21 protein-coding genes, 1 tRNA gene and 1 pseudogene are annotated in these 23305 nt (G+C 58.6%); 14 read left to right on the top strand and 9 right to left on the bottom strand.

All coding sequences use genetic code 11. The features are described from left to right. Window positions 1-13 precede the first annotated feature (13 nt). Window positions 14-682, top strand: a complete 669-nt coding sequence (locus BD293_RS06160) for a gamma-glutamylcyclotransferase family protein (protein WP_170207075.1) — start codon at window positions 14-16, stop codon at window positions 680-682. Between the two features lie 48 nt (window positions 683-730). Here BD293_RS06160 and BD293_RS06155 read toward each other — a convergent pair whose 3' ends face one another. After that, on the bottom strand, window positions 731-1636 hold the full coding sequence (locus tag BD293_RS06155) for a LysR substrate-binding domain-containing protein (RefSeq protein ID WP_170207074.1): 906 nt from the start codon (window positions 1634-1636) through the stop codon (window positions 731-733). Window positions 1637-1799: 163 nt separating this feature from the next. Between BD293_RS06155 and BD293_RS06150 the strand changes: the two genes are divergently transcribed. Together BD293_RS06150 and BD293_RS06145 are read left to right on the top strand one after the other, a co-directional pair. Beyond that, window positions 1800-3389 (top strand): GMC family oxidoreductase, encoded by a 1590-nt coding sequence (locus tag BD293_RS06150; protein WP_142080332.1) that lies wholly within the window; start codon window positions 1800-1802, stop codon window positions 3387-3389. Beyond that, window positions 3386-4816: an aldehyde dehydrogenase family protein gene (locus tag BD293_RS06145; protein ID WP_142080331.1), complete on the top strand. Its 1431-nt coding sequence runs from the start codon at window positions 3386-3388 to the stop codon at window positions 4814-4816. Before BD293_RS06150 ends, BD293_RS06145 begins: the two co-directional genes overlap by 4 nt. A gap of 43 nt (window positions 4817-4859) precedes the next feature. On the opposite strand, the gene BD293_RS06140 is transcribed toward BD293_RS06145, so the two are convergent. From BD293_RS06140 to BD293_RS06130, 3 genes are read right to left on the bottom strand one after another with little or no spacing between them, the layout of a single operon-like run. After that, window positions 4860-6002 carry a TauD/TfdA family dioxygenase gene (locus BD293_RS06140; RefSeq protein WP_142080330.1) on the bottom strand — a complete coding sequence of 381 codons (1143 nt, stop codon included), beginning with the start codon at window positions 6000-6002 and terminating at the stop codon, window positions 4860-4862. Window positions 6003-6014: 12 nt separating this feature from the next. Beyond that, a complete protein-coding gene (locus BD293_RS06135) occupies window positions 6015-6761 on the bottom strand; it encodes a class II aldolase and adducin N-terminal domain-containing protein (protein WP_142080329.1) in 747 nt (248 codons plus the stop codon). Window positions 6762-6766: 5 nt separating this feature from the next. Beyond that, entirely contained in the window at window positions 6767-7735 is a 969-nt protein-coding gene (locus tag BD293_RS06130; RefSeq protein ID WP_142080328.1) for an NAD(P)-dependent oxidoreductase, read from the bottom strand. 261 nt (window positions 7736-7996) lie between these two features. Between BD293_RS06130 and BD293_RS06125 the strand changes: the two are divergent. The 3 genes and pseudogenes from BD293_RS06125 to BD293_RS06115 form a co-directional block, all read left to right on the top strand. Beyond that, window positions 7997-8452 (top strand): annotated as a pseudogene (locus BD293_RS06125) (VOC family protein); the annotation flags it as partial. A gap of 102 nt (window positions 8453-8554) precedes the next feature. Next, window positions 8555-9618, top strand: a protein-coding gene (locus BD293_RS06120) for an IS630 family transposase (protein ID WP_142079576.1) whose coding sequence is annotated in 2 segments (ribosomal slippage) — window positions 8555-9040 and window positions 9043-9618 — 1062 coding nt in all. Because the reading frame shifts where the segments join, the coding sequence is not laid out codon by codon here. Between the two features lie 3 nt (window positions 9619-9621). Beyond that, entirely contained in the window at window positions 9622-10713 is a 1092-nt protein-coding gene (locus BD293_RS06115; protein ID WP_142080326.1) for a hypothetical protein, read from the top strand. 57 nt (window positions 10714-10770) lie between these two features. Here BD293_RS06115 and BD293_RS06110 read toward each other — a convergent pair whose 3' ends face one another. From BD293_RS06110 to BD293_RS06100, 3 genes are all read right to left on the bottom strand, one after another. Then, window positions 10771-11313, bottom strand: a complete 543-nt coding sequence (locus BD293_RS06110) for an NADPH-dependent FMN reductase (protein WP_142080325.1) — start codon at window positions 11311-11313, stop codon at window positions 10771-10773. Between the two features lie 306 nt (window positions 11314-11619). Further along, window positions 11620-12767 (bottom strand): IS630 family transposase gene (locus BD293_RS06105; RefSeq protein WP_142084373.1). Its coding sequence is split into 2 segments (ribosomal slippage): window positions 11620-12320 and window positions 12320-12767, totalling 1149 coding nucleotides; the frame shifts between segments, so codons are not numbered across the junction. 38 nt (window positions 12768-12805) lie between these two features. Further along, window positions 12806-13741 carry a ring-cleaving dioxygenase gene (locus BD293_RS06100; RefSeq protein WP_142080324.1) on the bottom strand — a complete coding sequence of 312 codons (936 nt, stop codon included), beginning with the start codon at window positions 13739-13741 and terminating at the stop codon, window positions 12806-12808. 117 nt (window positions 13742-13858) lie between these two features. Here BD293_RS06100 and BD293_RS06095 point away from each other — a divergent pair, with 117 nt between their 5' ends. From BD293_RS06095 to BD293_RS06075, 5 genes are all read left to right on the top strand, one after another. Next, entirely contained in the window at window positions 13859-14782 is a 924-nt protein-coding gene (locus BD293_RS06095; protein ID WP_142080323.1) for a LysR family transcriptional regulator, read from the top strand. 223 nt (window positions 14783-15005) lie between these two features. Next, window positions 15006-16604: a flavin monoamine oxidase family protein gene (locus BD293_RS06090; RefSeq protein ID WP_170207073.1), complete on the top strand. Its 1599-nt coding sequence runs from the start codon at window positions 15006-15008 to the stop codon at window positions 16602-16604. A 9-nt stretch (window positions 16605-16613) separates the two neighbouring features. Beyond that, complete coding sequence (locus BD293_RS06085) at window positions 16614-17009, top strand: c-type cytochrome (protein ID WP_142080322.1); 396 nt, start codon at window positions 16614-16616, stop codon at window positions 17007-17009. 93 nt (window positions 17010-17102) lie between these two features. Then, window positions 17103-17591, top strand: coding sequence for a RidA family protein (locus BD293_RS06080; protein ID WP_142080321.1), 489 nt, complete (start codon window positions 17103-17105; stop codon window positions 17589-17591). A gap of 299 nt (window positions 17592-17890) precedes the next feature. Next, window positions 17891-18427, top strand: a complete 537-nt coding sequence (locus tag BD293_RS06075) for a hypothetical protein (RefSeq protein ID WP_142080320.1) — start codon at window positions 17891-17893, stop codon at window positions 18425-18427. A gap of 475 nt (window positions 18428-18902) precedes the next feature. Here the strand turns inward: BD293_RS06075 and BD293_RS06070 are convergent. Beyond that, a tRNA-Leu gene (locus BD293_RS06070) sits at window positions 18903-18987 on the bottom strand. Between the two features lie 202 nt (window positions 18988-19189). Between BD293_RS06070 and BD293_RS06065 the strand changes: the two genes are divergently transcribed. After that, window positions 19190-19696: a Hint domain-containing protein gene (locus BD293_RS06065; protein WP_170207072.1), complete on the top strand. Its 507-nt coding sequence runs from the start codon at window positions 19190-19192 to the stop codon at window positions 19694-19696. Here BD293_RS06065 and BD293_RS06060 read toward each other — a convergent pair. Beyond that, window positions 19685-21187: an NAD(P)H-hydrate dehydratase gene (locus BD293_RS06060; protein WP_142080318.1), complete on the bottom strand. Its 1503-nt coding sequence runs from the start codon at window positions 21185-21187 to the stop codon at window positions 19685-19687. The genes BD293_RS06065 and BD293_RS06060 overlap by 12 nt on opposite strands. Before the next feature lie 185 nt (window positions 21188-21372). On the opposite strand from BD293_RS06060, the gene BD293_RS06055 reads away from it, so the two are divergent. Both BD293_RS06055 and glnA read left to right on the top strand, forming a co-directional pair. Next, entirely contained in the window at window positions 21373-21711 is a 339-nt protein-coding gene (locus tag BD293_RS06055; RefSeq protein ID WP_142080317.1) for a P-II family nitrogen regulator, read from the top strand. 66 nt (window positions 21712-21777) lie between these two features. Beyond that, window positions 21778-23184: a type I glutamate--ammonia ligase gene (gene glnA, locus BD293_RS06050; RefSeq protein ID WP_142080316.1), complete on the top strand. Its 1407-nt coding sequence runs from the start codon at window positions 21778-21780 to the stop codon at window positions 23182-23184. The last annotated feature ends 121 nt before the right edge of the window (window positions 23185-23305 follow it).

The raw sequence follows: 23305 nt of genomic DNA, 5'->3' as shown, positions 1-23305 counted from the left end.
CCTGCAATCCGCTATGCCCAGAATCTGGCGGCACGCTCACGACCTCGAAGTTCAATATCTAAATCATTCTGATTGGTCGTTTTCAGATTTTGCATTATGCGCACGCTCGTGGCTTCAACACCTATGGAGAACGCACCTGATGACGTTTCATTATTTTGCATATGGCTCGAATATGCTGCCTGCGCGGTTTATCAACCGGTGCCGCTCGGCCAAACTGATTGGGACCGGAATTGCGCGTGACTTTCGTCTTGATTTTACCAAGCAGAGCAAAGACGGATCGGGCAAAGCAGCGCTGCGCGCCGCGCCGGGTGCGCATGTTCCGGGCGTTATCTTCGAAGTTGACCTTGCAGAGCGCTCAACCTTGGACCAGCACGAGGGCTTCGGCTATCGCCGCGAGGACGCCTTTGTGGTCGAAGACAGTGTTCCCGGCAGCACTCGCATGACGAATACCTATCTGGCGACGCTGTCTGACCCGCAGGTCAAACCGTTCGATTGGTACCTTGCGACGGTCATTGCTGGAGCGATGTTTCATAAAATGGACGACGCACATGTTGCCGCGCTCAGGGGCATCGCCTTCATTGAAGATACTGACAAGGAGCGGAAAACGCGCGCTGCCGCAATTGCCGCAATGCACGCGCATGGTATAGACGACTATCGCACATTGCTTGAGTGGCCAAGGTAACTATGGCGCAGGCGCGACCTTACGCCCGCTGACGAAGGACGAAGTGCGTCAGGCACCGTCTTGCCCGCGACCTGCTAGGTCGCCGCCCACCAACCAGTCCCGAAACTCTGCCACCTCGGAGCGGTTGAGCGCGTCGCTGTCGATAATCATGAAATAGGCTTCGCGGATTGGCAGCCGAAACGAGAAGGGGCTGACCAACAGACCCTTATCCAGATAGGGCGTGGCAAAACTTTCGTGTATGATACCTGCACATCCGCCGCCCAAAAGCATCTGCAACGCCATAAGCGAGGAATCTGCTTTCGCGCTATGTTGTGCCTGCCCAAGCCCGAGTTGGTAATGTGACGAAAGCCTTTGCCATTCGACCTCTGACCCCATCACCAAAACGAGGCGATCGGCTGCCATAGACGCAATATCCGGGGGGTCGCCAAACCCTGCCGCGTGGTCGCGGGTGCAGATAACCATGCCGGTTTCATGTGACAATTGCCACATATGCGGCTCTGTCCAGTTGCCGGTGCCATAGCGAATGTCGATATCGATGCGCCTGTCGTCCAGCCGGTCGGACCAGACTGCGGTGGTCATATGCAGCTCCACATCCGGGTGCAGCGCAGAAAAATTCGAGATTTGCGGTGCCAGCACCAGCGCCCCATAGGTGACAGAGGTTCGGATATGCAGATGCCGCTTTCTGCGTCGTGCGAACAGGCCAGAGGTCGCATCCTGCATTTCGCTAAAGGCTTTGCGGATGGGCAATGCATAAGCCTGCCCCATATCTGTTAACGCAACACCATGTGGCAGCCGCGTGAACAGATTGACACCAAGGTGTTGTTCCAAAAGGCGGATATGTTGACTCACAGCAGCCGGTGTCAGGTTCAGATCTTCCGCCGCGGCCGAAAAGCTGCTGTGCCGGGCGGCAGCTTCAAATGCACGCAGCCAGGTGACATGGGGCAATCTTGACATAGGCGTCGCTCCTGTAAGGCTGACGCAGTATGTACCGCAAACTGATATCATGAAAATGGTGCCTTTGGGTGTGCGCTTGAAAATTTAGCGCCCCTGAGCCGGAAGAGCCGTTGTTTGCAGCGCAAACATGCGCGGGCCAGACATACCCGAAACCCTATAGGGGATGCCGGTGACGGAATATGACTACATCATTGTTGGGGCCGGGGCGGCGGGCTGTGTTCTTGCAGATCGGTTGAGCGCGGACACGCGCACGCGCGTTCTTGTCCTAGAGGCGGGCGGGTCAGACAAGCGTTTCTGGGTCAAGGTGCCGTTGGGCTATGCTTTCGCCCATACTGATCCGCGAATATCGGTTCAATGCGCGACACAGAGTGACGCGGGGTTGGCGGGCCGGCGCAATTCATGGCCACGCGGTCGGGTCGTGGGGGGGTGCAGTTCCATCAACGCGATGGCCTATATGCGTGGCCTTCCTGTCGATTTTGACGATTGGGCAAACTCGGGCGCACATGGGTGGGGCTGGCAAACAGTTCGCGCCACGTATGACAGCCTAGAAGCGGCAGGCGACGCGCCCGCAGCCGGTCCTGTCCGGGTCAGTGACCTGTCACGACATATGCACCCATTTTCCAAGACCTTTCTGGACGCCGCAGCCGAGATCGGATGGCCCCTGCTCGACGATCTGAATGTGGGGGCTGAAGGGCTTGGCCGCTATCGCAGCACCGTGTGGAAGGGGCGGCGCTGGTCGGCAGCAGATGCGTTTCTGCGCCCCGCTTTGAAACGCGGTGGTGTGCGGCTTGAAATGCACGCAAAAGTGCAGCGGATCGAGATAGAGGGGGGTGCAGCGCAAAGCGTCCTCTATCGCCAGCATGGCGCGATCCGCAAGGCAACGGCACGCCGCGAAATCATCATCTCTGCCGGTGCGGTGCATTCGCCGCAAATCCTTCAGTTGTCCGGCATCGGTCCGGGGGCTTTGCTCCAATCACAAGGGCTTGCCGTCCACAACGCGTTGGCAGAGGTTGGACGCGGTCTGCAAGACCATCTTGCCGTCACCTACAGCTTCGCGGCCCACACCAAAACGCTCAACGCCACTCTTGGCACGCCGCAGGGGCGGATTCTCAGTGGGTTGCGCTATCTTGCGACGCGCGGTGGCCCACTTTCGGTGCCGGTCAATCAAGTGGGCGGGTATGTTGCCTCGGGCCGCGGGGTTGCGCCGGATACACAGATCTACTGTAATCCGATGGTTCATTCCTATGGCGCAAGCGGGCCGAAGGTAACGCGTGCGTCTGGCTATATCTTGTCGGCACAACCCTGTCGCCCCACCAGCCGCGGCGAAATTCGCATCACATCACCCTCGCCGGACGATCAACCGGGGATCTGGCCCAACTCGTTGGCTACCCAAGATGACTGTGAAAGCGCCATTCGTGCGGGGCGGCTGCTTCAACGCCTCGCTCAAAGTGAAACCTTGTCACGGGCAAGGCGCGCGGCCATCGGCCCCGACCTGCTGGCGCTTGATGACGACGCGCTGCTTGATGACTTTCGCGCGCGCGCCTCGACCGTGTTCCACCCAAGTTGCACGTGCCGCATGGGGGATGACCCCGCGCGTTCCGTTCTGGATGCACGGTTGCGGGTGCATGGCACGGGTCGTTTGCGCGTGGTTGACGCATCGGCCTTTCCCAACATCACCTCGGGCAATACAAATGCCCCAACCATGATGCTGGCCGCCCGCGCGGCCGCGCTGATCCTGGAGGATAACCGATGACCGACATCAATCGCTTCTATATCAACGGGGCATGGGTCGCACCGCAAGGCACGCAAACCATGCCGATCCTCAACCCGGCGACAAACCGCCAGATCGGGATGCTGATGCTAGGGGATGCGGCAGATGTGGACCGCGCCGTTGCCGCCGCAAAAGCTGCGTTCGAGAGTTGGGGGTTCACACCAAAGGCCGAACGCCGCGCATTTCTGGCGCGCCTGCTGGCAATCAGCGAGGCGCGCGAGGAAGAGATGGCGCAGGCGATCACCGCCGAGATGGGCGCGCCCATCACGCTTTCGCGCGAACAGCAGGCCGCCTCTGGCACCGGACATCTGCGCGCCTTTCTGGATGCGTTCGATGCGATGGACGAAGAAGAAACCCTGCCTAATGGCGACATTATATCGTACGAGCCGATTGGTGTTTGCGGATTGATCACCCCTTGGAACTGGCCGATCAACCAGATCGCCCTCAAGGTTATTCCGGCACTTGCCACCGGCAATACCTGCGTATTGAAACCATCCGAACACACACCTCTTTCGGCGCGGCTTTATGCAGAGATGATCCATGAAGCGGGGTTCCCCAAGGGCGTCTTCAACCTTGTGTTCGGGGATGGCCCGACTGTTGGATCAGCGCTGTCGAAACACCCTGATGTGGCGATGATGTCTTTCACCGGCTCCACCCGTGCTGGTATCTCTGTTACCAGAAATGCCGCCGAAAGCATCAAGCGCGTGGCGCTGGAACTGGGGGGCAAATCGCCCAACATCATCTTTGCGGATGCCGACCTCGAAGCGCGCGTGCCCGAAGGTGTGTTCGAGTGTTTCTCGAACACCGGCCAGTCCTGCAATGCACCCACACGGATGCTGGTAGAGCGCAGCGTGTATGACCGCGCCGTGACCTTGGCGGCACAAGCAGCACGTTCGCAGGCGGTGGGCGATCCGCTGAAGGAGGGCGACCATATCGGCCCGCTTTTCGACCAGATTCAATATGACCGCGTGCAGGCCATGATCCAAAAGGGGCTTGATGAGGGCGCGCGGCTGGTTGTCGGCGGTACAGGCAAGCCTGATGGGTTCGAGACAGGCTGGTATGTCAAACCCACCCTGTTTGCCGATGTGACCAACGACATGGACATTGCCCAGCAGGAAATCTTTGGCCCCGTCTTGGTGATGATCCCTTTTGATAGCGAAGACGACGCGATAGCAATCGCCAATGACACGCCCTTCGGGCTGGATGCCTATGTCTCGACCGCAGATGAGGCCCGCGCGTTGCGCGTGGTGCGGCGCCTGCGCGCGGGGGGCATTCATATCAACGGGCGGGCGACAGACTACGGATCGCCCTTTGGCGGGTTCAAGCAATCCGGCAATGGCCGCGAAGGTGGCGCACACGGGTTGACTGAGTTTTACGAGGTGAAGGTCCGCCCGCCCTTTCAGGCGTGATCCGAAAACAGCAAGGGCCGGACCGCGAAGTCCGGCCCCATATTCAGGCGGTTTCACGCGCTGGTAGGGCCATGCCGTCAAACCCTTGCTTTGCCAACACGCGATACGTGCTGCGCAGCGCGCCACGGTCACAATAGCACCCGCGCAGATGCCGCTTGCCACTGTCGGCCACATATCCTTCGCGCCCATGCACGATGCGGTGGTTGTCGAACACGACACAATTGCCTGCTTGCGAGCGGAATCGCACAAGAAAGCGGTCCTCCTGCATCAAGCGTATGAATTTGATGAATGCCGGGTAGTAGTCGTCCAGCATGTCCTGTGGCAGATCCAGCGTGTCTTGCAAGTGTTGAGAAATCGTCACCCCGGTCACATTGCCCTGCTGGTCTGTCTCGATCACCCGTTGATGGGCGCGGTAATCGAGCGTGTCATGCCGATAGAAAAAGGGGATGTCATATGTGGCCAGAAGCCGGAACGCCTCCGGGTCTTGCGCGCGCAAAGCTTCCGCCACGGCGGCACCATCCAGAAACAGCGACATGCCGCCTTCGACAGTGTTCTCAAGACAATGCAGAAATTGCAGACCCGGCGCTGCCTCTTCTCCGGGAAGGTCGGTGTGCATTTCTAGCGGTCCGGCAGTGAAGGCAAGATTGGTCGGTGCAATCTCGACACGCACCTCGAAGAAATACCCTTCGGCAGACGGGGTGATGCTGCCCAAGCTTTCGACCAGCGCGGTCAGGCTTTCCTTGCCCGGCTCCATCCCCGTGACAACAGCGATGCCATCCTCGATCAGCGCCCGACAGAAACGCGCGCGCCCGTCATCGCTGTCGAGTACGGCAGATTGCGGGATGCGGGCGATGCGCGACTCAAAGTCGCACAGCCACAGATTGCGCGGCAAATCGGCAGGGTCATGTGGCCGTCCCTGCTTGGCCATATCGTGCAGCAGTGCCATCGGGACACAAGAGATCACCGCCTCCTCCGCCCAAGAGATGCGCAAGCCGCCATCTTCAATCCATGCGGCTGTGGCCCGTGGCGGGTTTGCCAGCGCCGAACTGTCGAAAATACGCTCGCGGGTTTGCGGATCAATGCAACTGATGCAAGCATCGCGCAGCCAGTAATAGTTGAAATACTGCGACACAGCCCCGACTTCTAGCGTCAGGCCGCGTTCAGAAAGTGAGATGGAATCGGTCATGGCGCGCCTTTCTCAATTGGCGTAATCGGGGTCTTCGCGGTCAAGGATGCGGCGGATCTGGGTCAGATGTGCCTGCGCCTGACCGGGGTAGTCTTCAAGCTCGCGCGCGGTCTTTTCCGCAATCTCATCAGACAGCAGGCGCAAGGGTTGGCCGGTCTGTAGCGCGCGGATGTAAGTCTCGGCGGCGCGCTCGAAATAATAGAGGCGGTTGAATGTGTCAGCCACATTGCTCCCGATCACCAACACGCCGTGATTGCCCATGATCATCACCTTTATGGCCGGATCAGAAAGCAGTGCCGCACAGCGCAATCCTTCTTCCTCAAAGGCCAAACCGCCAAACTGGTCGTCAATCACGTAGCGGTTGAAGAATGTGGCCGTGTTCTGGTCGATAGGTGGCAAACGGCTGTCTGCGAGCGAGGCCAGAACTGTGCAAAAGATCGAATGTGTGTGCATGACGCAGCGCGCATGCGGGCACGCCCGATGAACCGCGCCGTGCAGCCCCCATGCCGTGGGGTCCGGCGCGTCTGGCTGGTCCAGTGTTGCAGGGTCATTCGCATCAATCACCAAAAGATCAGAGGCGCGGATCAGGCTGAAATGTACCTGATTGGGGTTCATCAGAAAGCGCGTTCCATCCGCGTTCACAGACAGGCTGAAATGGTTGGCGACGGCCTCATGCATCCCCAGCCGCGCGGCCCAGCGGAACGCCGCCGCAAGGTCGCAGCGTTCCTCCCAATGATCCAAATTCGGACGCATGTTCATGCCACCTACTCCGCCGCAAGCGCGGTGGCGCGACCTGTTGGCACGACCTCATACCCCTGCTCTTCGGGTTCTTCATCGGTCAACTGCGCTGGAAAGCCCGGCGCAAGAATGCTTAGACCCGTGGCCTGCTCAAGGCGTTTGATGATGTTGGGCGACAATTCTCGCGGGCCGAATTTGGCAATCGCATCGTCGAAAATCGACACCATCAAGCGGCTGATTTCCAGCGGCACGCCCGCATCCTCGGCGATTTGCTGGAACAGGCCAATATCCTTTTTCACCAGATCCATCGTAAAGGAAATGTCACGCGACCCGTTCAGGATGACCTGACTTTCGGTTTCATGCACAAAGGATGTCCCAGAGGAGATTTTGATCGCCTCATAGGTGGTATTCATGTCCATGCCAGCGGCTTTCATTGTCACAAGCGCTTCGCTGATGCTCAGCAGGTTCGCCGTGGCAAGGTAATTGGTCATCACCTTCAACACAGATGCCGTGCCAATTTCACCTGTGTGCAAAACGCGGCGGCCCAATGTCGTCAGCAAGGGCAGAACGCGCTCGAAACTTGCCCGGTCACAGCCCGCGAAGATCGAGATATTGCCCGTGTCGGCCCTGTGACACCCGCCCGAGACCGGGCATTCCACCACTGAACCGCCTGCTGCCTGCACCTTTTGCGCCAGTGTTTTCATGACGCGCACATCGGTGGTGGACATCTCCATCCACGTCTTGCCACTCCTCACCTCGGGCAGCATTTCCGCTACCGTGGCGCGACAGACTTCTGGGGATGGCAGACAGGTGATCACAACATCATTGTCACGCATAAGGGCAGCCGCGTCGTGTGCGCGCCGAGCGCCCAATGCGACAAATTCTTCCACCTTCAGCGCATCGAGGTCAAAAACCGTCAGTTCATGGGCATTGCGCAGCAAACTTCCTGCCAATTTGGACCCAACATTCCCCAACCCGACAAAGCCTACATTCATGTCCCATCCCTTTCACATCTTTGTTGAAAGGGTGCAAAACCTTGGGCCAAAAGTGAAACGACCTATCATGCGGCACAGGGGTCGTTTTTGTAGCAGCACGCCGCATATACAGCCTCAGGTGGCATGTCTGTCGGTGGGTGGGTCCTTTGTTCGCCTGCGCCGAACACGGCATTCGCCCGCCCATTGGTCGCCAGCTGTGTCAGAATCCATATATAGGGCCGAACCAACGGCGCGGTTGCGCCCCAGCACGGAGGATTTCCCATGCCATCCGGACTTCATCACCTGACCGCCATCACAACGCGGGTGCAGGCAAATGTGGATTTCTATGCAGGTTTTCTGGGCTTGCGGCTGATCAAACAGACCGCCGGGTTTGCCGATGGCGCGCAGTTGCATCTGTTTTATGGCGACGCGGCAGGCAGCCCCGGAAGCCTGATCAGCTTCCTTGTGTGGGAAGGGGGCGCGCGCGGACGTGCCGGGCATGGTCAGGTATTTGAAATCGCCCTTGCCGTGCCGCCCGCAAGCATTGGCGACTGGCTGGCCCGTGCCCTGCAAGCCCAGATCCCGGTTGAAGGGCCTATGCGTGAATTTGGCGAACCGGTCCTTCGGCTGCGTGACCCTGACGGGATTATTGTCAAGCTGGTGGGGGTCGATCTGCCTGCTGCGGCCCCCCTGCCCGACCCCATTGCGCCAACGCGTCTGCGTGCCGTCACCCTGCTAATACCAAGTCTCGCGAAATCTGACTCTTCTGAGGGTTTTGGGATTCCCAAATCTATGAAGATCTGACTCAATGGCGTCAGATTTTCTGGGGAGGGCCTCTCTATGGGCGCAGCGCTCGCGTTACGGACAGACTACGACGGCATGAAGTTGAGAGAACTTGCGCGAAAGACAAAGGATGCCAACCAAGCCCGCAGGCTTTTGGCGCTGGCGGAGATCTATGATGGCGGTCGGCGCAGCGATGCTGCTCGGATTGGTGGTGTTGGCCTACAAATTGTCCGTGACTGGGTGGAGCGGTTTAATGCCCGCGGGCCTGACGGCTTGATCAACGGCAAAGCTCCTGGTCAGCAGTCTAAGCTTAACGATGAGCAGCGCAGGGCGCTTGCTGCAATTGTTGAGAGCGGTCCGACCTTATCGGTCCATGGGGTCGTCCGCTGGCGCCTGAGTGATCTGAGGAAATGGATTGCAGACACATTTGGGATTTCACTTCACGAGACGTCGATAAGCCGGGAACTCAGGGCGCTTGGTTATGTCAAACTCACAGCACGCCCGCGCCATCACGCGCAAGATACAGCCGCACTGGAGGACTTTAAAAAAAAGGGTTTGCAGCCGCAGTAGCAAAGCTCCGCGCACGGCTCCTGCAAGGCACTGTGATCGAAGTCTGGTTCCAAGATGAAGCGCGTGTCGGCCAGAAAAACAAGATCACGCGCCGATGGGCGAAGCGCGGTACGCGACCTTCCGCCCCACATGATCAGCGCACGAGTTCAAGCTACATCTTTGGAGCGATTTGCCCAGCCCTCGGGAAAGCTGCAGGTCTTGTGCTGCCAGCGTGCAATACCGAAGCGATGGCCCTGCATCTTGCTGAAATCTCCCAAACTGTCGCACCCAAAGCACATGGGGCTGTGCTCGTGGATCAAGCCGCATGGCACATGACTGACAAGCTGGTCATTCCGGACAACATCACCATCATCCCGATCCCCGCAAAATGCCCAGAACTCAATCCAGTCGAAAACATCTGGCAATTCATGCGAGACAACTGGCTATCAAACCTCATCTTCGAAACCTATGAAGACATCGTAGATCATTGCTGCAAGGCTTGGAACAAATTGGTCAGCATGCCCGACACAATCACCTCCATTGGAACCCGCGACTGGGCTCAAGAGTTCTGATCAATGCTGATTGGTATAAGTGACAAGCCAACGGCCAGCGCCGAGTTCCTTGCGCGCTTTGGTTACAGCAAAGGCCCGGCAGAGGGCACAGTGCAGCGCTTGGTGTCACAGAGTGATGTGATTGATCTGCGCGACGGCAGCGGGTTTGTGCCTGCGATCCCCGGCACCGGGATGATTGACCATGTTGCTTTCCGTGCCACTGACGCAAACGCCGTGCGCGCCATGCGGCGCGACCTTGGCACCGCTCAGGGCCTGACCGAGGTGCATGACCGGCGCTATTTCCTGTCGCTGTATGTCCGCGACCCCGCGGGGCATTTGATTGAACATGCAACCGATGGTCCGGGCTTTGCTGTGGATGAGCCGCCAGAGGCCCTTGGCCAAACTCTGTTTATCCCCCCACATGAGGCCGAGCGCGCGCAAGACCTGCGCGTGATGCTGCCACAATTCGCCCTCCCGGGCGAGGAAAGGATACCTATGCGCGATCTACCCTTTATCCACCGCTTTCACACACCGGATGACCCTGATGGATCAGTCATCGTGCTGCTGCATGGCACCGGCGGGAATGAGGCTGATCTCATGCCGCTTGCCCATCGCATCGCACCAAACGCCACGCTGCTGGGCGTGCGCGGGCGATCGAATGAGGAAGGTATAAACCGCTGGTTCCGCCGCTATGATGCTGTGAGCTATGATCAGGCCGACATCCGGTCAGAGGCAGAGGCGTTCAAGGGCTTCATGGACGGTGCGATCCAAAGCTACGGGCTGGATGCGGCGCGCATCAGCTATCTGGGCTATTCCAATGGGGCGAATATTCTGGGGGCCGTTATGCTGCTGCATCCGGGTCTGGTGCAGCGCGCGATCCTGTTGCGCGGCATCAACGTGCTGGAAGATGCACCAACGCCCGATCTGACCGGGACAGATGTGCTGCTGCTTTCAGGCACGCAGGACCCCTTCGCCCGCTTGGCCCCTGCGCTTGAAGCGGCTTTGCGCGGCTCCGGTGCCACGCTTGATGCGCGCACCCTGCCCGCAGGCCATGACCTAAGCGCCACGGATCTGGACGCGGCCAAAGCATGGCTGGACCAGCACGAAGCCAGTTAAAGCGCACAGTGAAACGGCCCCCGCCCAACAATCCGGGCGGGGGTCATCCAATTCCCGTCAGATGACTTTCGCAAATCCGTCCATGAAAGCCGCCAGCCGCTCGCGGCTGTCGGTATCGGTCAGATTTCCATCCTCATCGAACAAGTCACCCGCCCGCGACACCATCAACCGCCCCTCTGCCCAGAAGTCGGCCTTGAGCGTGCGCAGCACAGGCAGCCAGTGATTCTGCGCCATGATCGTGCCAAACCCGCCGGGCGATGCGCCGATCAGCGCAACCGGCTTGCCGGCCCACATTTGCAATCCCGGCCCGCGCGACATCCAGTCGATGACATTTTTGAACACACCGGGAATGCCGTTATTGTACTCCGGCGTCACCAACAGCACCCCGTCTGCGGCCTGTAATTGGGCTTGCAGCACCTCGACAGCAGGTGGCAAGCCAGAGGCTTTTTCCAGATCACCATTATAAAGCGGCACCTCGTGGATCGCGCCGATCTCGAGTTTCACACCATCGGGCACCACTTCGGCTGCGGCACGCAGCAAGCCTGCGTTGAACGATGCGCGGCGCAAACTGCCGCTAAGACCAAGAATCGTTTTTGTCATCTCAAGTTTCCTTTCGATAAGCGTGTGCCAAAGGTGGGCATCCTGCCTTGCCTCGACAGGATATCACCCTTCACCTGTTCGGTCAGGCGCGGCACCAAGGTAAGCATTGCGTCCCGTATTGAGAACCGCCACCGAGCAAACAACTTGCCCCTTGGCAACCGAAACGCCCATGCGCAGCACGCGCCCTTCGTTTCTCAAGCGGCGATACCAGCCGCCGGGACATCCCGGCGGCTGGTGATGGGTCTCTCATTCCAGCGGCTTTAATCCCGCCTCGATTGCCGCGCGGCGCGGCTCTAGTCCTGCGATTCACTCGATTTGCGGATAAAGCCGGATAAGCTTTGTGCGCGCGTCTTGAGTTGTGAACTGCCAGTTGGTTTTGGCGCGTTGGGAGTTGCGATTTGTTGTCCATGCATCGACTTCGGCCTTCAGCATAGTTTTGTCCGGGATGCGCCGGGCCAGACATTGGCGAGCGAGGACGCTGAGTTCACATTCAGCGATGTTGAGCCAAGACCCATGTTTTGGCGTGTAGTGCCATTCGAACCGTTGTGCGATGCGGCGCGCTTGGGCAGGCGGGAAAGCCTCGTACAGCGATGCAGGGTTGTGGGTGTTCAGATTATCCTGCACGAGATCGATCTTTTCGGCATAGGGAAAGTGGAGATCAGCCAGATCGCGCAGGATATGGGCATAATCGATGGCAGTGCGTCGATCGCGTATCTCGACGTGGCGCCAGCCCTCCAGAGGAGCGAATAACATGAACAGGCTGGCGACACCTGCGCGTTCATATTCGTAGTCATGGCGCGCCTCGCGCCCTGGCTGCATGGGAATGGGTGTGCGGGTCTCACGGGTCAATTGTTTGCTGGTCTCGTCCAGACAAACCAGCGGACGGTTTTGATCGTGTGGACGGGTGTAGACGTCCAGCACATTCTCCATGGCCGCCACGAAACCAGCGTTGGCTTTGGGTGGGATTACCCAGTACCGGTTCCGGTGCGGTTTGAGCGCGTTTTTTTAAGCGTGCGTTGGATTGTGGTATCACTGGCCTGCTCAACAATGCCCAGTTCGACAACCCGCTTTTCCAACAACCTGAGTGTCCAGTGCGTATATTCTTCGGGTGGTTCGGAACAGGCAAGCGCGATCAGCTTGGCCTCGGCTTGCCCATCGAAGATCCGAGGTTGTGAAAGCGACGCTGGAACTTTGCGCGCTAAAGTCGCCTCAAGCCCTTCCTCCACAAGTTGGCGCCGGGTGCGGAAAACAGTCGAGAGACTGGTCTCTAATGCCTCGGCAATGCGCGCATCTTCCCATCCCGGGCCATCAGAGGACACATCCGCCTTCAGCAAAATCCGCGCCTTCAGCAGTCTGTAGGCGGCTTGCCGACCCGTTCTGATCATCCCTTCAAGGTGTTCACGCTCCTCTGTCGTCAGTCGAACTACATACTTCGGCTTGCACCCTCTTGTCATCATCTCACCCCCAGAAAGCTGCTACGCTCCACAGAGATTCAGAAAAAATCAAAGCTGTCAAATACCCCGAAGCGAGGCACTAGGAACGGGGGCAGTGACAGCGCCTCGCCCATCGTCTCGAATGGCTCGTCCACTGCGAATCCCGGCCCGTCGGTGGCCAGCTCGAACAGGTTGCCACCCGGTTCACGGAAGTACAGGCTGCGGAAATAGTAGCGCTCCACCTCGCCCGAACTGGGCATACGCTGGGCGTTCAGCCGCGCGGCCCAGTCGCTGAGTGCCGCCTTGTCGGGAACACGAAATGCGACATGATGCACCGCGCCCGCACCTTGTTGCGCCACGGGCAGGCCCGGTTGCACGATCACATGCACCTCCGCCGCAGGCCCGCCCGCGCCCATCTCGAACACATGAACATGGCCGATCCCATCCGGGCTGACATAATCGCGCACAGCGCGCATGTTCATCAGGCGGGTGAGCACGACCTCGGTCGGGACCAGTTGCGGCACGGAAATGGTGATTGGCCCCAAACCGCGGATCTGATGTTCGGGCGGCACAGGGCTGCGCTCCCACGGATGTGCCGCGCCGGGTGCGTCTGCCGTCAGGCGGAAGCGCTGGCCTTCAGGGTCTTCGAAATCAAGCGTGGCGCGGGTATCGAGCTGCGTAATCTCGCCAGTGTTCAACCCGGCATCGCGCAAGCGGTCTGCCCAGTAGTCTAGGCTGTCCTCAGCGACACGCAGCCCGGTGCGGGTGATCGCATGCGTGCCGCGCCGCTCGCGCCCGACAGGCCAGTCAAAGAAGGTCAGATCGGTGCCGGGACTGCCCGCACCATCGGCAAAGAACAGATGATAAGCGGATGTGTCGTCTTGATTGACGGTTTTCTTGACGCGTCGCAGCCCGAGGGTTTCCGTGTAGAAACGATTGTTACCGGGCGCGTCGGCGGTGATCGCCGTCAGGTGATGAATGCCAGTCAGGTCCATGAGGGGCCTCCTTTCCTTATCCTCTATATGGCAGGTGGCAGGCGATTTTGCAGTACTCCATGAACCAACCCGGTGTTCGTGATTGCCGAACAACGAGGGGCGGTTTATCACTGTGAGATGCGCTACACATTGGATGAAATCGAGACCTTCCTGACAGTGATGGAACTTGGCACCGTCACCGCCGCAGCGGCGCATCTGAACCTGTCGAAATCTGTTGTCAGCAAGCGCATCTCCGATCTGGAACGCGCACTTCAGACGGCCTTATTCCTGCGCAATGCAGGACGCGTCACCCCGACCGAGGCAGCCTTGCGGCTGGCCGAACAATTGCGCCCTGCCCTGAGCGCCCTGACGGCAGCGACCGAAAGCGCATCTTGGGGCATGGATGGGGCCGCGCCCTTGCGCGGTCGGCTGTCCATCACCGCGCCCATGAGTTTCGGCACATTGTTTCTCAGCCCGATCCTTGCACGGTTTGCGCGCGCACACCCCGCGCTGGAGTTGCGGATCGACTATGACGACCGTGCCCGCGATCTGATCCGCGACGGGTTTGATCTGGCCGTTCGGATTGGCGACGCCCGCGACAGCGCTTTGATCAGCCGCACGCTATGTACTGACCGGATGATCGCCTGCGGCAGCCCTGACTATCTGGCGCGCCACGGTCACCCCAAGACGCCCGCCGATCTGGCGGGGCATCAGGTGCTCAGCTACAGCCACTTGCCTGACGGGCAGATGTGGCAGTTCGAAGTGGACGGGAAGCTTGTGGCCGCACCCGTTCGCAGTTGCCTGACCCTGAACAACGGCGAGGCGATGCGCGATTTTGCACTGGCAGGACTGGGGCTGGCGATGTTGCCGGGCTTCATTGTTGCAAACCCAATCTCGGCAGGCAGGCTGCACCCTGTGCTGCAAGGTCACCCGTCCCGAAAAATGCCGGTGCTTGCATTATGGCCCCCGATTTCGCCCATGCCCGGCAAACTGCGCGCCCTTGTCGATCATCTGGCGCATGAACTGGCGGGCGGGCGCCCTTGGGCGGAACCGCCGAGTTGATTTTTGCGCAATTCTTTTGGCCCCAAGGGTCATAGGCGCTGCGATCCTGGCAGATCATTGTCTGTCACAGACGGGATGATACAGACACAACCGCATCGTTGACGCCAAACACAACAGTCGAAATTTTCAACCTTTGCGCGAATTTCGCTCGTTGACGGGGTTGACAAGATGTCGCACCAAGCCGAAAATCATTTCACAAGTGTAAGAATAAAGGGAGGCCATTTTGGCTGAAGAATCAAACACAACGACATCGCGGCGCGAGTTTTTGACGATGGTAGGTGCCGCTGGTGGCGCGGCAGCAATGTATCAGGCGATGGGTATGATGGGTGTGGCGCATGCATCAACTTATGACGGCCCCATTCAACTAGAGCGTGCGCCCGAGGGCACGAAGGTTCTTGTGTTGGGGGCGGGTATCGCCGGCATGATCGCCGCGATGGAGCTGCGCGATGCGGGTTATGAGATTGAGGTGCTTGAGTTCCGCGATGTCGCGGGCGGGCGCTGCTGGACGATGCGCGCGGGCGACACCTATGAAGAATTGGGTGGCTTCACCCAGACTGTGGATTTCGCCGAAGGTAACTACTTTAACCCCGGTCCATGGCGTGTGCCCTACAACCATTACGGCATTCTGGACTATTGCCGCAGGCTGGGGGTCGAACTGGAACCGCTGATCCAGATCAACAACCATGCCTATGTACATTCGGTCGACGCATTTGACGGAAAGCCCGTGCGCTACCGCGAGATCAACTCCGATTTCCGCGGCCATATTTCCGACCTGCTGTCCAAGGTCACCGATCAAGGTGCGCTGGACGAGATGCTGACTGAGGAAGACAAGGAAAACCTGTTGGCAGGTCTGCGCACCTTTGGCGCGCTGAACGACGACAACGACTATGTATCCGGCAATGCCGCCAGTTCGCGCCGTGGGTATGAGCGTCCGCCCGGTGGGGGTGTCGATGGCGCACCGATCGCCAATGAAATTCTGGACCTGTCCACCTTGCTCGATTCCGGCCTATGGTCGCGCCTTGCCACCAGCGAAGCGTTGAACGGCTCCATGCCCATCTTCCAGCCCAAGGGCGGGATGGACATGATTGCACGCGCGATGGCCGACAATCTTGGCGATCTGGTCAAATATCGCAAACGCGTAACCCAAATCCGTCAGGATGAGGACGGCGTCAGTGTCACCTATGAGGATCTGGAGAACGATGGCGCGGAAGCGACGACCAGCGCGGATTATTGCGTCTGCACGATCCCCTTCTCGATCCTCAGCCAGATTGACCATGATTTTTCCGGCCCGCTGACGAATGTCATCCAGACGATGCACTATGCAGCGTCGATCAAGGTCGGGCTGGAATTCAACCGCCGCTTCTGGGAAGAAGACGAGCATATCTACGGTGGGACCACTTACACCGACCTGCCCATCTCGCAAATCTCGTATCCGTCGAATGACTATCTGTCGGACAAACCGGGCGTTGTTCTGGGGGCATATTCTTGGGGGGCGCTGGCGTATCAGTATTCCTCGATCGAGCCTGAAGACCGCGTGCGCCGCACGGTTGAATGGGGCAGCCAGATTCACCCGCAAATGCCTGACGAGTTCAAGGCAGGGGTTTCTGTGGCATGGCACCGTGTGCCGTGGACGTTGGGCTGCTATGGCATCTGGCAGGACAAAGAGGCGCAGTATGAGGATGCCGTGGCGATGGACCGGCGCATTGTCTGCGCCGGCGAGCATCTGTCCTATCTTCCTGCATGGATGGAAGGGGCGGTTCTGTCGTCGCTGGACGCCATCCGCCGCCTGAATGAAACCGCAATCACCGCAGCAGGAGAGTAACCGATGCGCATGCACCAACTATTCACCCCCGCCCTGTTCGCAGCAAGCATCGTAGCGGCCCCCGCCCTCGCGGACGACTCTGCCGCGTGGTTCGAAAGCCGCAGTGTGCTGACACAGGAAACCGGCGAAGGCATCTACAACGCAGTTTGCGCAAGTTGCCACATGCCCGATGGCCAAGGGGCAACCGGCGCGGCCAGCTATCCCGCACTGGCAGACAACCCGACGCTGGAATTTCCGGAATATGCGGTCATGCTGACCCTGCACGGTCAGGCGGCAATGCCACCCTTGGGCGGCATCCTGAATGACGAGCAGGTTGCAGAAGTGGTGAACTATATCCGGACGCATCTCGGAAACGACTATCCTGATGACCCTGCAACCGCCGACATGGTTTCTCAGACGCGCTGACACACCGCTATTCTTGCGGCCACACTCCCCTCTGGCGGTCAGTCCTATCCCGTTGGCCGCCGAGGGGCTTCTTTTACCATAAAGGACCTACAAATGATAAGCAGAACGCTCCTCTCAGCTTTGGCTGCTACTATTGTTCTGGGCAATGCTGCGCAGGCTGAAGTCCTGCGCCACGCCATCCCCGGCTCTGACTTCCCGATCTCGCGCGCGGTCGAAATTCCGGCCGATGCAACGCTGGTCTATCTCAGCGGTGTGGTTCCCGGTGTCACGAACACAGATGCCGAACCCAACACCGCAGAGGCGTTTGGCGATACCGAAGCCCAGACCATTTCTGTTCTAGAGCGGATCTCCGACACATTGACCGATCTTGATCTGTCGATGTCAGACGTCGTGAAGATGCAAGTCTATCTGGTGGCCGACGAGAGTGGCCAGATGGATTTTGGCGGCTTCATGAGCGGATATGTCCAGTATTTCGGAACCGAAGAGCAGCCGGAACTGCCGACGCGTTCTGTGTTCGAAGTTGCCGGATTGGCGAACCCAAACTGGCTGGTTGAGATCGAGGTCGTTGCCGTCCGTCCGTGAATAAACTGGCTCATTCCGTTTGTCCAAAAGACACAGGCGGGATGAGCCGCGCTTATCGTCTCGGCGCTCTCGCGTCTTCAAGACCGCACAGGCAAAATCTGCTTTCGCGTAAGATATAGTGCATCACAGACCCCAAGGGCGCTTGTCGAATTACCCGCATAGTCACTTGGCCCGGGCGGCGGGCCCTTTTAGCAAGTTTCCGCCGACGTTTAGGGTCGCCGGGAAACTCTGTCAGCATTGCCGCGTTTCGTTCGTGATGGGGTGGCGAAACCCCTGAAACTAGAGAAGGAGAGCCGCAAATGACAACCTTGTCCAAATTCATGGCAACAACCGCAATCTGCACTTTCATCGCGGGCACAGCCGCTGCGCAGGGCTTGGGCGCCGAGGTAGGCGCGGATGTTGGCGTGTCGGCTGACACGAGCACATCCGCTGCGCCAGAAGCCTCAACCGGGCTGGATATTGAGTCCAGCACCAGTGCAAATGTGGGCGCTGAAGCAGATGTCGGAACACCTGATACCCCGACAATGACAGCTACGGTCGACTCTGGCACAGCCGCAGCAATCAATGCAGTCACAGAAGCGATGGCGAGTGGCCAAGCAGCAGCGGTGCTGAGTGCCGATGGCCAAATCCTAGGTCAGGCAGAGACCGCGAGCCAGGACGCGCGTGGCGCGGCAGAGTTGTCGATCAACCTTGATCCAGCCCTCGAAACCACCGCAGATCGTGTCACCTACAGCGGCACAGCGGATGTCGACGCCGAGGGCCGTGTCATCCTACCGTTGGCTCAGGCCGATTTCATCGCCCGCATCATGGCGCAATCCGACGGTTCAGCCGGGTAACATACCGGCATTTCCCAAATGGCCCGGAGCTACGCGCTCCGGGCCATCACAACGGAGCCCCCCATCGGCCTTAAGAATATCCATTATTGCATTGATTTTATTACATTCCTGCACAGACCCATTTACTCCTTTGAGGCTTTCAGCTTATCCGCAGACACGTCGCATCTCAAGGCACGGCCAAGATCAGGAAATATCAGCCTGGAAGGCCTGCCACCCAAACAAAGATTGACCTACAGGGAACCGGACGACGGCAGCCTGCCCGATGCGCGGCACAAGGCTAAACCTCAATTGGACAGTCAACTAGGTTTGAACGCGTTAGAGCTGCGCCATTGCTTCGCAAAGATCAATATCTTGGCCCCGATATGCTTATCGGCACACAGGAACGAACCCGAAACGATTCGTGAAAATACGAAGCTTTACCCAAGCGGAGCGTCGACAACAAAAACCCCTAGAATAAAATCTATTGTTTTCAATATGGTGCGGGTGGAGGGACTTGAACCCCCACGCCTTGCGGCGCCAGAACCTAAATCTGGTGCGTCTGCCAATTTCGCCACACCCGCATCTGAGCGCTGACTAGCAAATGCTGTACCCGGATGCGAGCGGAAAAACGCGGTGGGCGTGTCGATTTATACGCACATTTCTGCCCTGATTTCACCAAATTTGCCCAGCATTATCCAGAATAAGGAAACAGTAAAGAAATTCACGCGTATTTACCTTGTCGTTACATTTCTGCGGCAAGGTATGTTCAAGGAGATTCGAGCCATGTTTGCAGACAGTATTTCACTTGCCCCGCCCCTGAAAAAACAGCCCAAGGTCCAGCGCGACCTAACAGGTGCGGGGGTGCAAGGCTTTGCTGGCGGCACCATCGTGCGCACGATTATCGGCCTGCGCCCTGTTGAACGGCTGATGGCGGGGGATTTGCTGCTGGATACGCGCAACCGCATGGTGGAATTGCGCAGCATACGGACACATCACGCCACAGCCAACGAGGTTATACGCGTCGAACCCTCTGCCTTTGGGCTGGGGCTTGCGCCGGGCCGGATGGACCGCGCGCTGGTGGTCGGCGCTGGCCAAAGGCTGGGTGTCTGTGACTGGCGCACGGAAATTCTATTCTCGGCACCGGCGCTCAGCCCTGCATCGCGGCTGGTTGATGGCGTCAATCTGCACAATGCAGACACCCCTGCCACTCTGTATGAGTTGGGTTTTGAGCATGACACCATCATTACCGCAGATGGCATGACGACACTTATCAGCGGCTCACGCGCCTAGCCGCCTCAGCACGTCGGGCACAATGTCGGGCAGATCATCTGCCACAAGACCTGGCCCAAACAGGCAAGCCGCCTCGGCATGAAGCCAAGTGCCGATAGACGCGGCCTCACTCGGGGGGATGCCGCGCGCCAGCAAGCCTGTGATCAGACCTGCCAACACATCGCCAGCGCCAGCAGTCGCCAGCCACGGGACTGCACGTTCGCGCAGGGCTGCATGAATCTTGGGAAACCCATCAGGGCGCGCAATCACTGTGTCCGCCCCCTTTAACAGCACAACACCGCCAATGTCTTCTGCCGCGCGCAGGGTTGCATCAAGCTTTGAGAGTGACGTATGGCCAAGTTCGGGCCACAGGCGGGCAAATTCGCCTGCATGAGGGGTCAGCACGCACGCCTCATGGACCAAGGCCCGCAAGCCGCGATCTTGTGCGATCAATGTCAATGCGTCGGCATCCAGCACGATGGGCCGCTTGCTGTGCAAGGCCGCAGCAACAAGGGCACTCTCGCGCGCGCCAAGGCCCAAACCCGGCCCGATGCACAGCGCAGTGACCCGCGGGTCATCCAACGCACGCACCAACGCCCCGGCATCCGCAACGCGGCGCAGCATAACCGCGTCCAGCCGCGCAGCATTCTCGATCAATGCGGCGGGCGGGCAGCACAGGGTCACCAGCCCTGCCCCGATGCGCAACGCCGCGCGCGCGGCCAACCGTGCGCCCCCCCCGCGCCCGACACCCCCAGACAGCACGAGTGCATGACCGTAATCGAACTTGTGCCCGGACTGCTTGGCCAATTGCGCGACAGGTGGCCGCGCAACAGCATGGGCGACATGTGCGCCAGAGGGGCCGCGACACAAGTCGCCCAGCGGCTCCTCCAACCCGATATCCACAATACGCAAGGCGCCTGTCATCGCCCCGCCCGGCAACAGCACATGGCCAAGTTTCGCGGCCTGAAATGTAATCGTCAGATCAGCGCCGCGCGACAGATACCCCCCCTCGGACCGGATCTGTCCGGTATCAGCACATATTCCTGACAAGATATCTATGGCGACAATCGGTGCTTTGGCCTGCTGCGCAAACTCAAGCGCCTTCCAGAACTGTGCGCCGACAGGGCGCGTCAGGCCAGTACCAAATAACGCATCAACCACAAGACTGCCTGACAGGCAGGCTGGGTCAAGCTCTGCCTCGGTGCGCCCAAGGGCTGCCCAACGCTGTGCATTGGCGACGGCATCTGGCGTTGTCGGCGCAATCGGGGCCCAAAGCCTGACCTTCCAGCCCAACTCTGTAAGCATCCGTGCAACGACATAGCCATCACCACCGTTATTGCCCGGTCCGCACAAAATGACAGCACGCAAGGGCGAATCCGGCCAATGCGCGCGCAGGGAATCGACCACGCCCCGCCCTGCGCGCTCCATCAATTCCAGTCCCGACACGGCCCCCGACTCGATCTGCGCCGCTTCAATGGCGCGCATTTGTGCAGATGACAGGATTTCAGTCATTTCAGATTACTCGCAGTTTTCTTTTCGCTTATTTTTTATACTTTTTGCACCTTTTTTATGCTATTTGACGTTTTACCCGGCGCAGGGCCACTGACAGACACCCTATCAGATTGTGGCCCCAAGCTGAAAATGATCTGAACGCTTCAGACCGGCGACGCAGTCGGCAGTAATGCAGGAGCGAGGGCATGAAGAAGATCGAGGCCATCATCAAGCCTTTCAAGCTGGATGAGGTAAAAGAGGCGCTGCAAGATATTGGCGTTCAGGGATTGTCTGTCATCGAAGTCAAGGGCTTTGGTCGGCAGAAGGGTCACACTGAATTGTATCGCGGCGCTGAATATGTTGTCGATTTCTTGCCCAAGGTGAAGGTCGAAGTCGTGTTGCCTGATGAACAGGTTGACGACGCCATCGAAGCCATCGTTGCTGCTGCGCGCACTGACAAGATTGGCGATGGCAAGATCTTTGTCTCGACCGTAGAGCAAGCCATCCGTATTCGCACAGGCGAAAGCGGCGACGACGCTCTGTAATCATCGAAAATTCCAGGGCGACACCTGCCCTGAAAGCACTGTTTCAAAACCAAAAGGGAAAAGGACATGAGTTCAGCTGACGTTCTCAAGCTAATGACAGACGAAGATGTCGCCTATCTGGACATCCGTTTTGTCGATCCACGTGGCCGTATGCTGCATGTGACGATCATCAATGATCTGGTCGATGAGGATTTTCTTGAAGAAGGCTTTATGTTTGACGGCTCTTCCGTTCCGGGTTGGAAAGGGATTGAAGCATCTGATATGAAACTGGTTTTCGATCTGGACTCGGTCTATATTGACCCGTTCTACGCAGAGAAAACGCTTGCCATTCACGCCTCGATTGTCGAGCCAGACACGAATGAGCCATACGAGCGCGACCCGCGCGGCACGGCAGAGAAAGCCGAAGCTTATCTGAAATCGACCGGGATCGGCGATGTGTCCTATTTCGGGCCAGAAGCTGAATTCTTTGTCTTTGACAGCGTTAAATTCAGCGACAAGATCAACAAAGTCAGCTTCGAGGTTGATGCCGAAGAAGCCGCTTGGAACACTGATACCGATTACGACACGGGCAACACGGGCCACCGCCCTGGTGTCAAGGGTCACTACTTCGCCATGAACCCGATTGACGCCAATCAGGACATGCGCTCGGAAATGTTGTCGACCATGAAAGACATGGGCATGAAAGTGGACAAGCACCATACTGAGGTGGCGTCCGCGCAGCATGAACTTGGCCTGATCTTCAGCTCGCTGACCAAGCAGGCAGACGAGATCATGAAATACAAATATGTCATCCGCAACGTTGCAGACGCATATGGCAAGACCGCAACCTTCATGCCCAAACCTGTCAAGGGTGACAACGGCACCGGCATGCATGTCAACATGTCGATCTGGAAAGATGGCAAGCCACTGTTTGCAGGCGATAAATATGCCGATCTGAGCCAGGAAGCGCTGTGGTTCATCGGCGGCATTCTGAAGCACGCAAAGACGCTGAATGCCTTTACCAACCCGTCGACTAACAGCTACAAGCGCCTGATCCCCGGCTTTGAAGCACCGGTGCTGCGCGCCTATTCGGCCCGCAACCGTTCTGGCTGCATTCGCATCCCTTGGACAGAAAGCCCCAAGGCCAAGCGCGTCGAGGCCCGTTTCCCTGACCCCGCAGCCAACCCTTATCTGGCGTTCTCGGCACTGCTGATGGCAGGCCTTGACGGGATCAAGAACAAGATCGACCCCGGCCCCGCTTCGGACAAGGATCTGTATGATCTGCCACCCGAAGAGTTGGAAGGCATCCCCACTGTCTGCGCAAGCCTGCGTGAAGCGCTGGACTCTCTGGCCGCAGATCACGACTTCTTGCTGGCTGGCGACGTGTTCACCAAAGACCAGATCATGGCCTATATCGATCTGAAATGGGAAGAAGTTTATGCCTATGAGCATACACCGCACCCTGTGGAATACGCGATGTATTACAGCTGCTAAGCGCGAACCCTTATGATAAAAAAAGCCCCCATTTTTGCTAAGGGATGCACACATCTTTGGCTGTGCGCTCCGGTTTTCGGCACTTGACCGTTTTTGTTGCGCATGATTCGATCGCTCTACC

Origin of the sequence: Roseinatronobacter monicus, assembly GCF_006716865.1 — a bacterium.
Lineage (GTDB): Bacteria > Pseudomonadota > Alphaproteobacteria > Rhodobacterales > Rhodobacteraceae > Roseinatronobacter > Roseinatronobacter monicus.
Note: the sequence above shows the minus strand (reverse complement) of the source record. Positions and strands in the feature narration are given on the sequence as shown.

What these genes read in the sequence shown, in the direction of transcription:
- BD293_RS06150 (WP_142080332.1), top strand. Translation starts at nt 1,800, where the DNA reads ATGCCGGTGACGGAATATGACTACATCATTGTTGGGGCCGGGGCGGCG.
- BD293_RS06065 (WP_170207072.1), top strand. Translation starts at nt 19,190, where the DNA reads ATGTTTGCAGACAGTATTTCACTTGCCCCGCCCCTGAAAAAACAGCCC.
- BD293_RS06140 (WP_142080330.1), bottom strand. Translation starts at nt 6,002, where the DNA reads ATGACCGATTCCATCTCACTTTCTGAACGCGGCCTGACGCTAGAAGTC.
- BD293_RS06130 (WP_142080328.1), bottom strand. Translation starts at nt 7,735, where the DNA reads ATGAATGTAGGCTTTGTCGGGTTGGGGAATGTTGGGTCCAAATTGGCA.
- BD293_RS06055 (WP_142080317.1), top strand. Translation starts at nt 21,373, where the DNA reads ATGAAGAAGATCGAGGCCATCATCAAGCCTTTCAAGCTGGATGAGGTA.
- BD293_RS06115 (WP_142080326.1), top strand. Translation starts at nt 9,622, where the DNA reads ATGCTGATTGGTATAAGTGACAAGCCAACGGCCAGCGCCGAGTTCCTT.
- BD293_RS06145 (WP_142080331.1), top strand. Translation starts at nt 3,386, where the DNA reads ATGACCGACATCAATCGCTTCTATATCAACGGGGCATGGGTCGCACCG.
- BD293_RS06095 (WP_142080323.1), top strand. Translation starts at nt 13,859, where the DNA reads ATGCGCTACACATTGGATGAAATCGAGACCTTCCTGACAGTGATGGAA.
- BD293_RS06100 (WP_142080324.1), bottom strand. Translation starts at nt 13,741, where the DNA reads ATGGACCTGACTGGCATTCATCACCTGACGGCGATCACCGCCGACGCG.
- BD293_RS06160 (WP_170207075.1), top strand. Translation starts at nt 14, where the DNA reads ATGCCCAGAATCTGGCGGCACGCTCACGACCTCGAAGTTCAATATCTA.
- BD293_RS06155 (WP_170207074.1), bottom strand. Translation starts at nt 1,636, where the DNA reads ATGTCAAGATTGCCCCATGTCACCTGGCTGCGTGCATTTGAAGCTGCC.
- BD293_RS06060 (WP_142080318.1), bottom strand. Translation starts at nt 21,187, where the DNA reads ATGACTGAAATCCTGTCATCTGCACAAATGCGCGCCATTGAAGCGGCG.
- BD293_RS06135 (WP_142080329.1), bottom strand. Translation starts at nt 6,761, where the DNA reads ATGAACATGCGTCCGAATTTGGATCATTGGGAGGAACGCTGCGACCTT.
- BD293_RS06085 (WP_142080322.1), top strand. Translation starts at nt 16,614, where the DNA reads ATGCACCAACTATTCACCCCCGCCCTGTTCGCAGCAAGCATCGTAGCG.
- BD293_RS06080 (WP_142080321.1), top strand. Translation starts at nt 17,103, where the DNA reads ATGATAAGCAGAACGCTCCTCTCAGCTTTGGCTGCTACTATTGTTCTG.
- glnA (WP_142080316.1), top strand. Translation starts at nt 21,778, where the DNA reads ATGAGTTCAGCTGACGTTCTCAAGCTAATGACAGACGAAGATGTCGCC.
- BD293_RS06075 (WP_142080320.1), top strand. Translation starts at nt 17,891, where the DNA reads ATGACAACCTTGTCCAAATTCATGGCAACAACCGCAATCTGCACTTTC.
- BD293_RS06110 (WP_142080325.1), bottom strand. Translation starts at nt 11,313, where the DNA reads ATGACAAAAACGATTCTTGGTCTTAGCGGCAGTTTGCGCCGCGCATCG.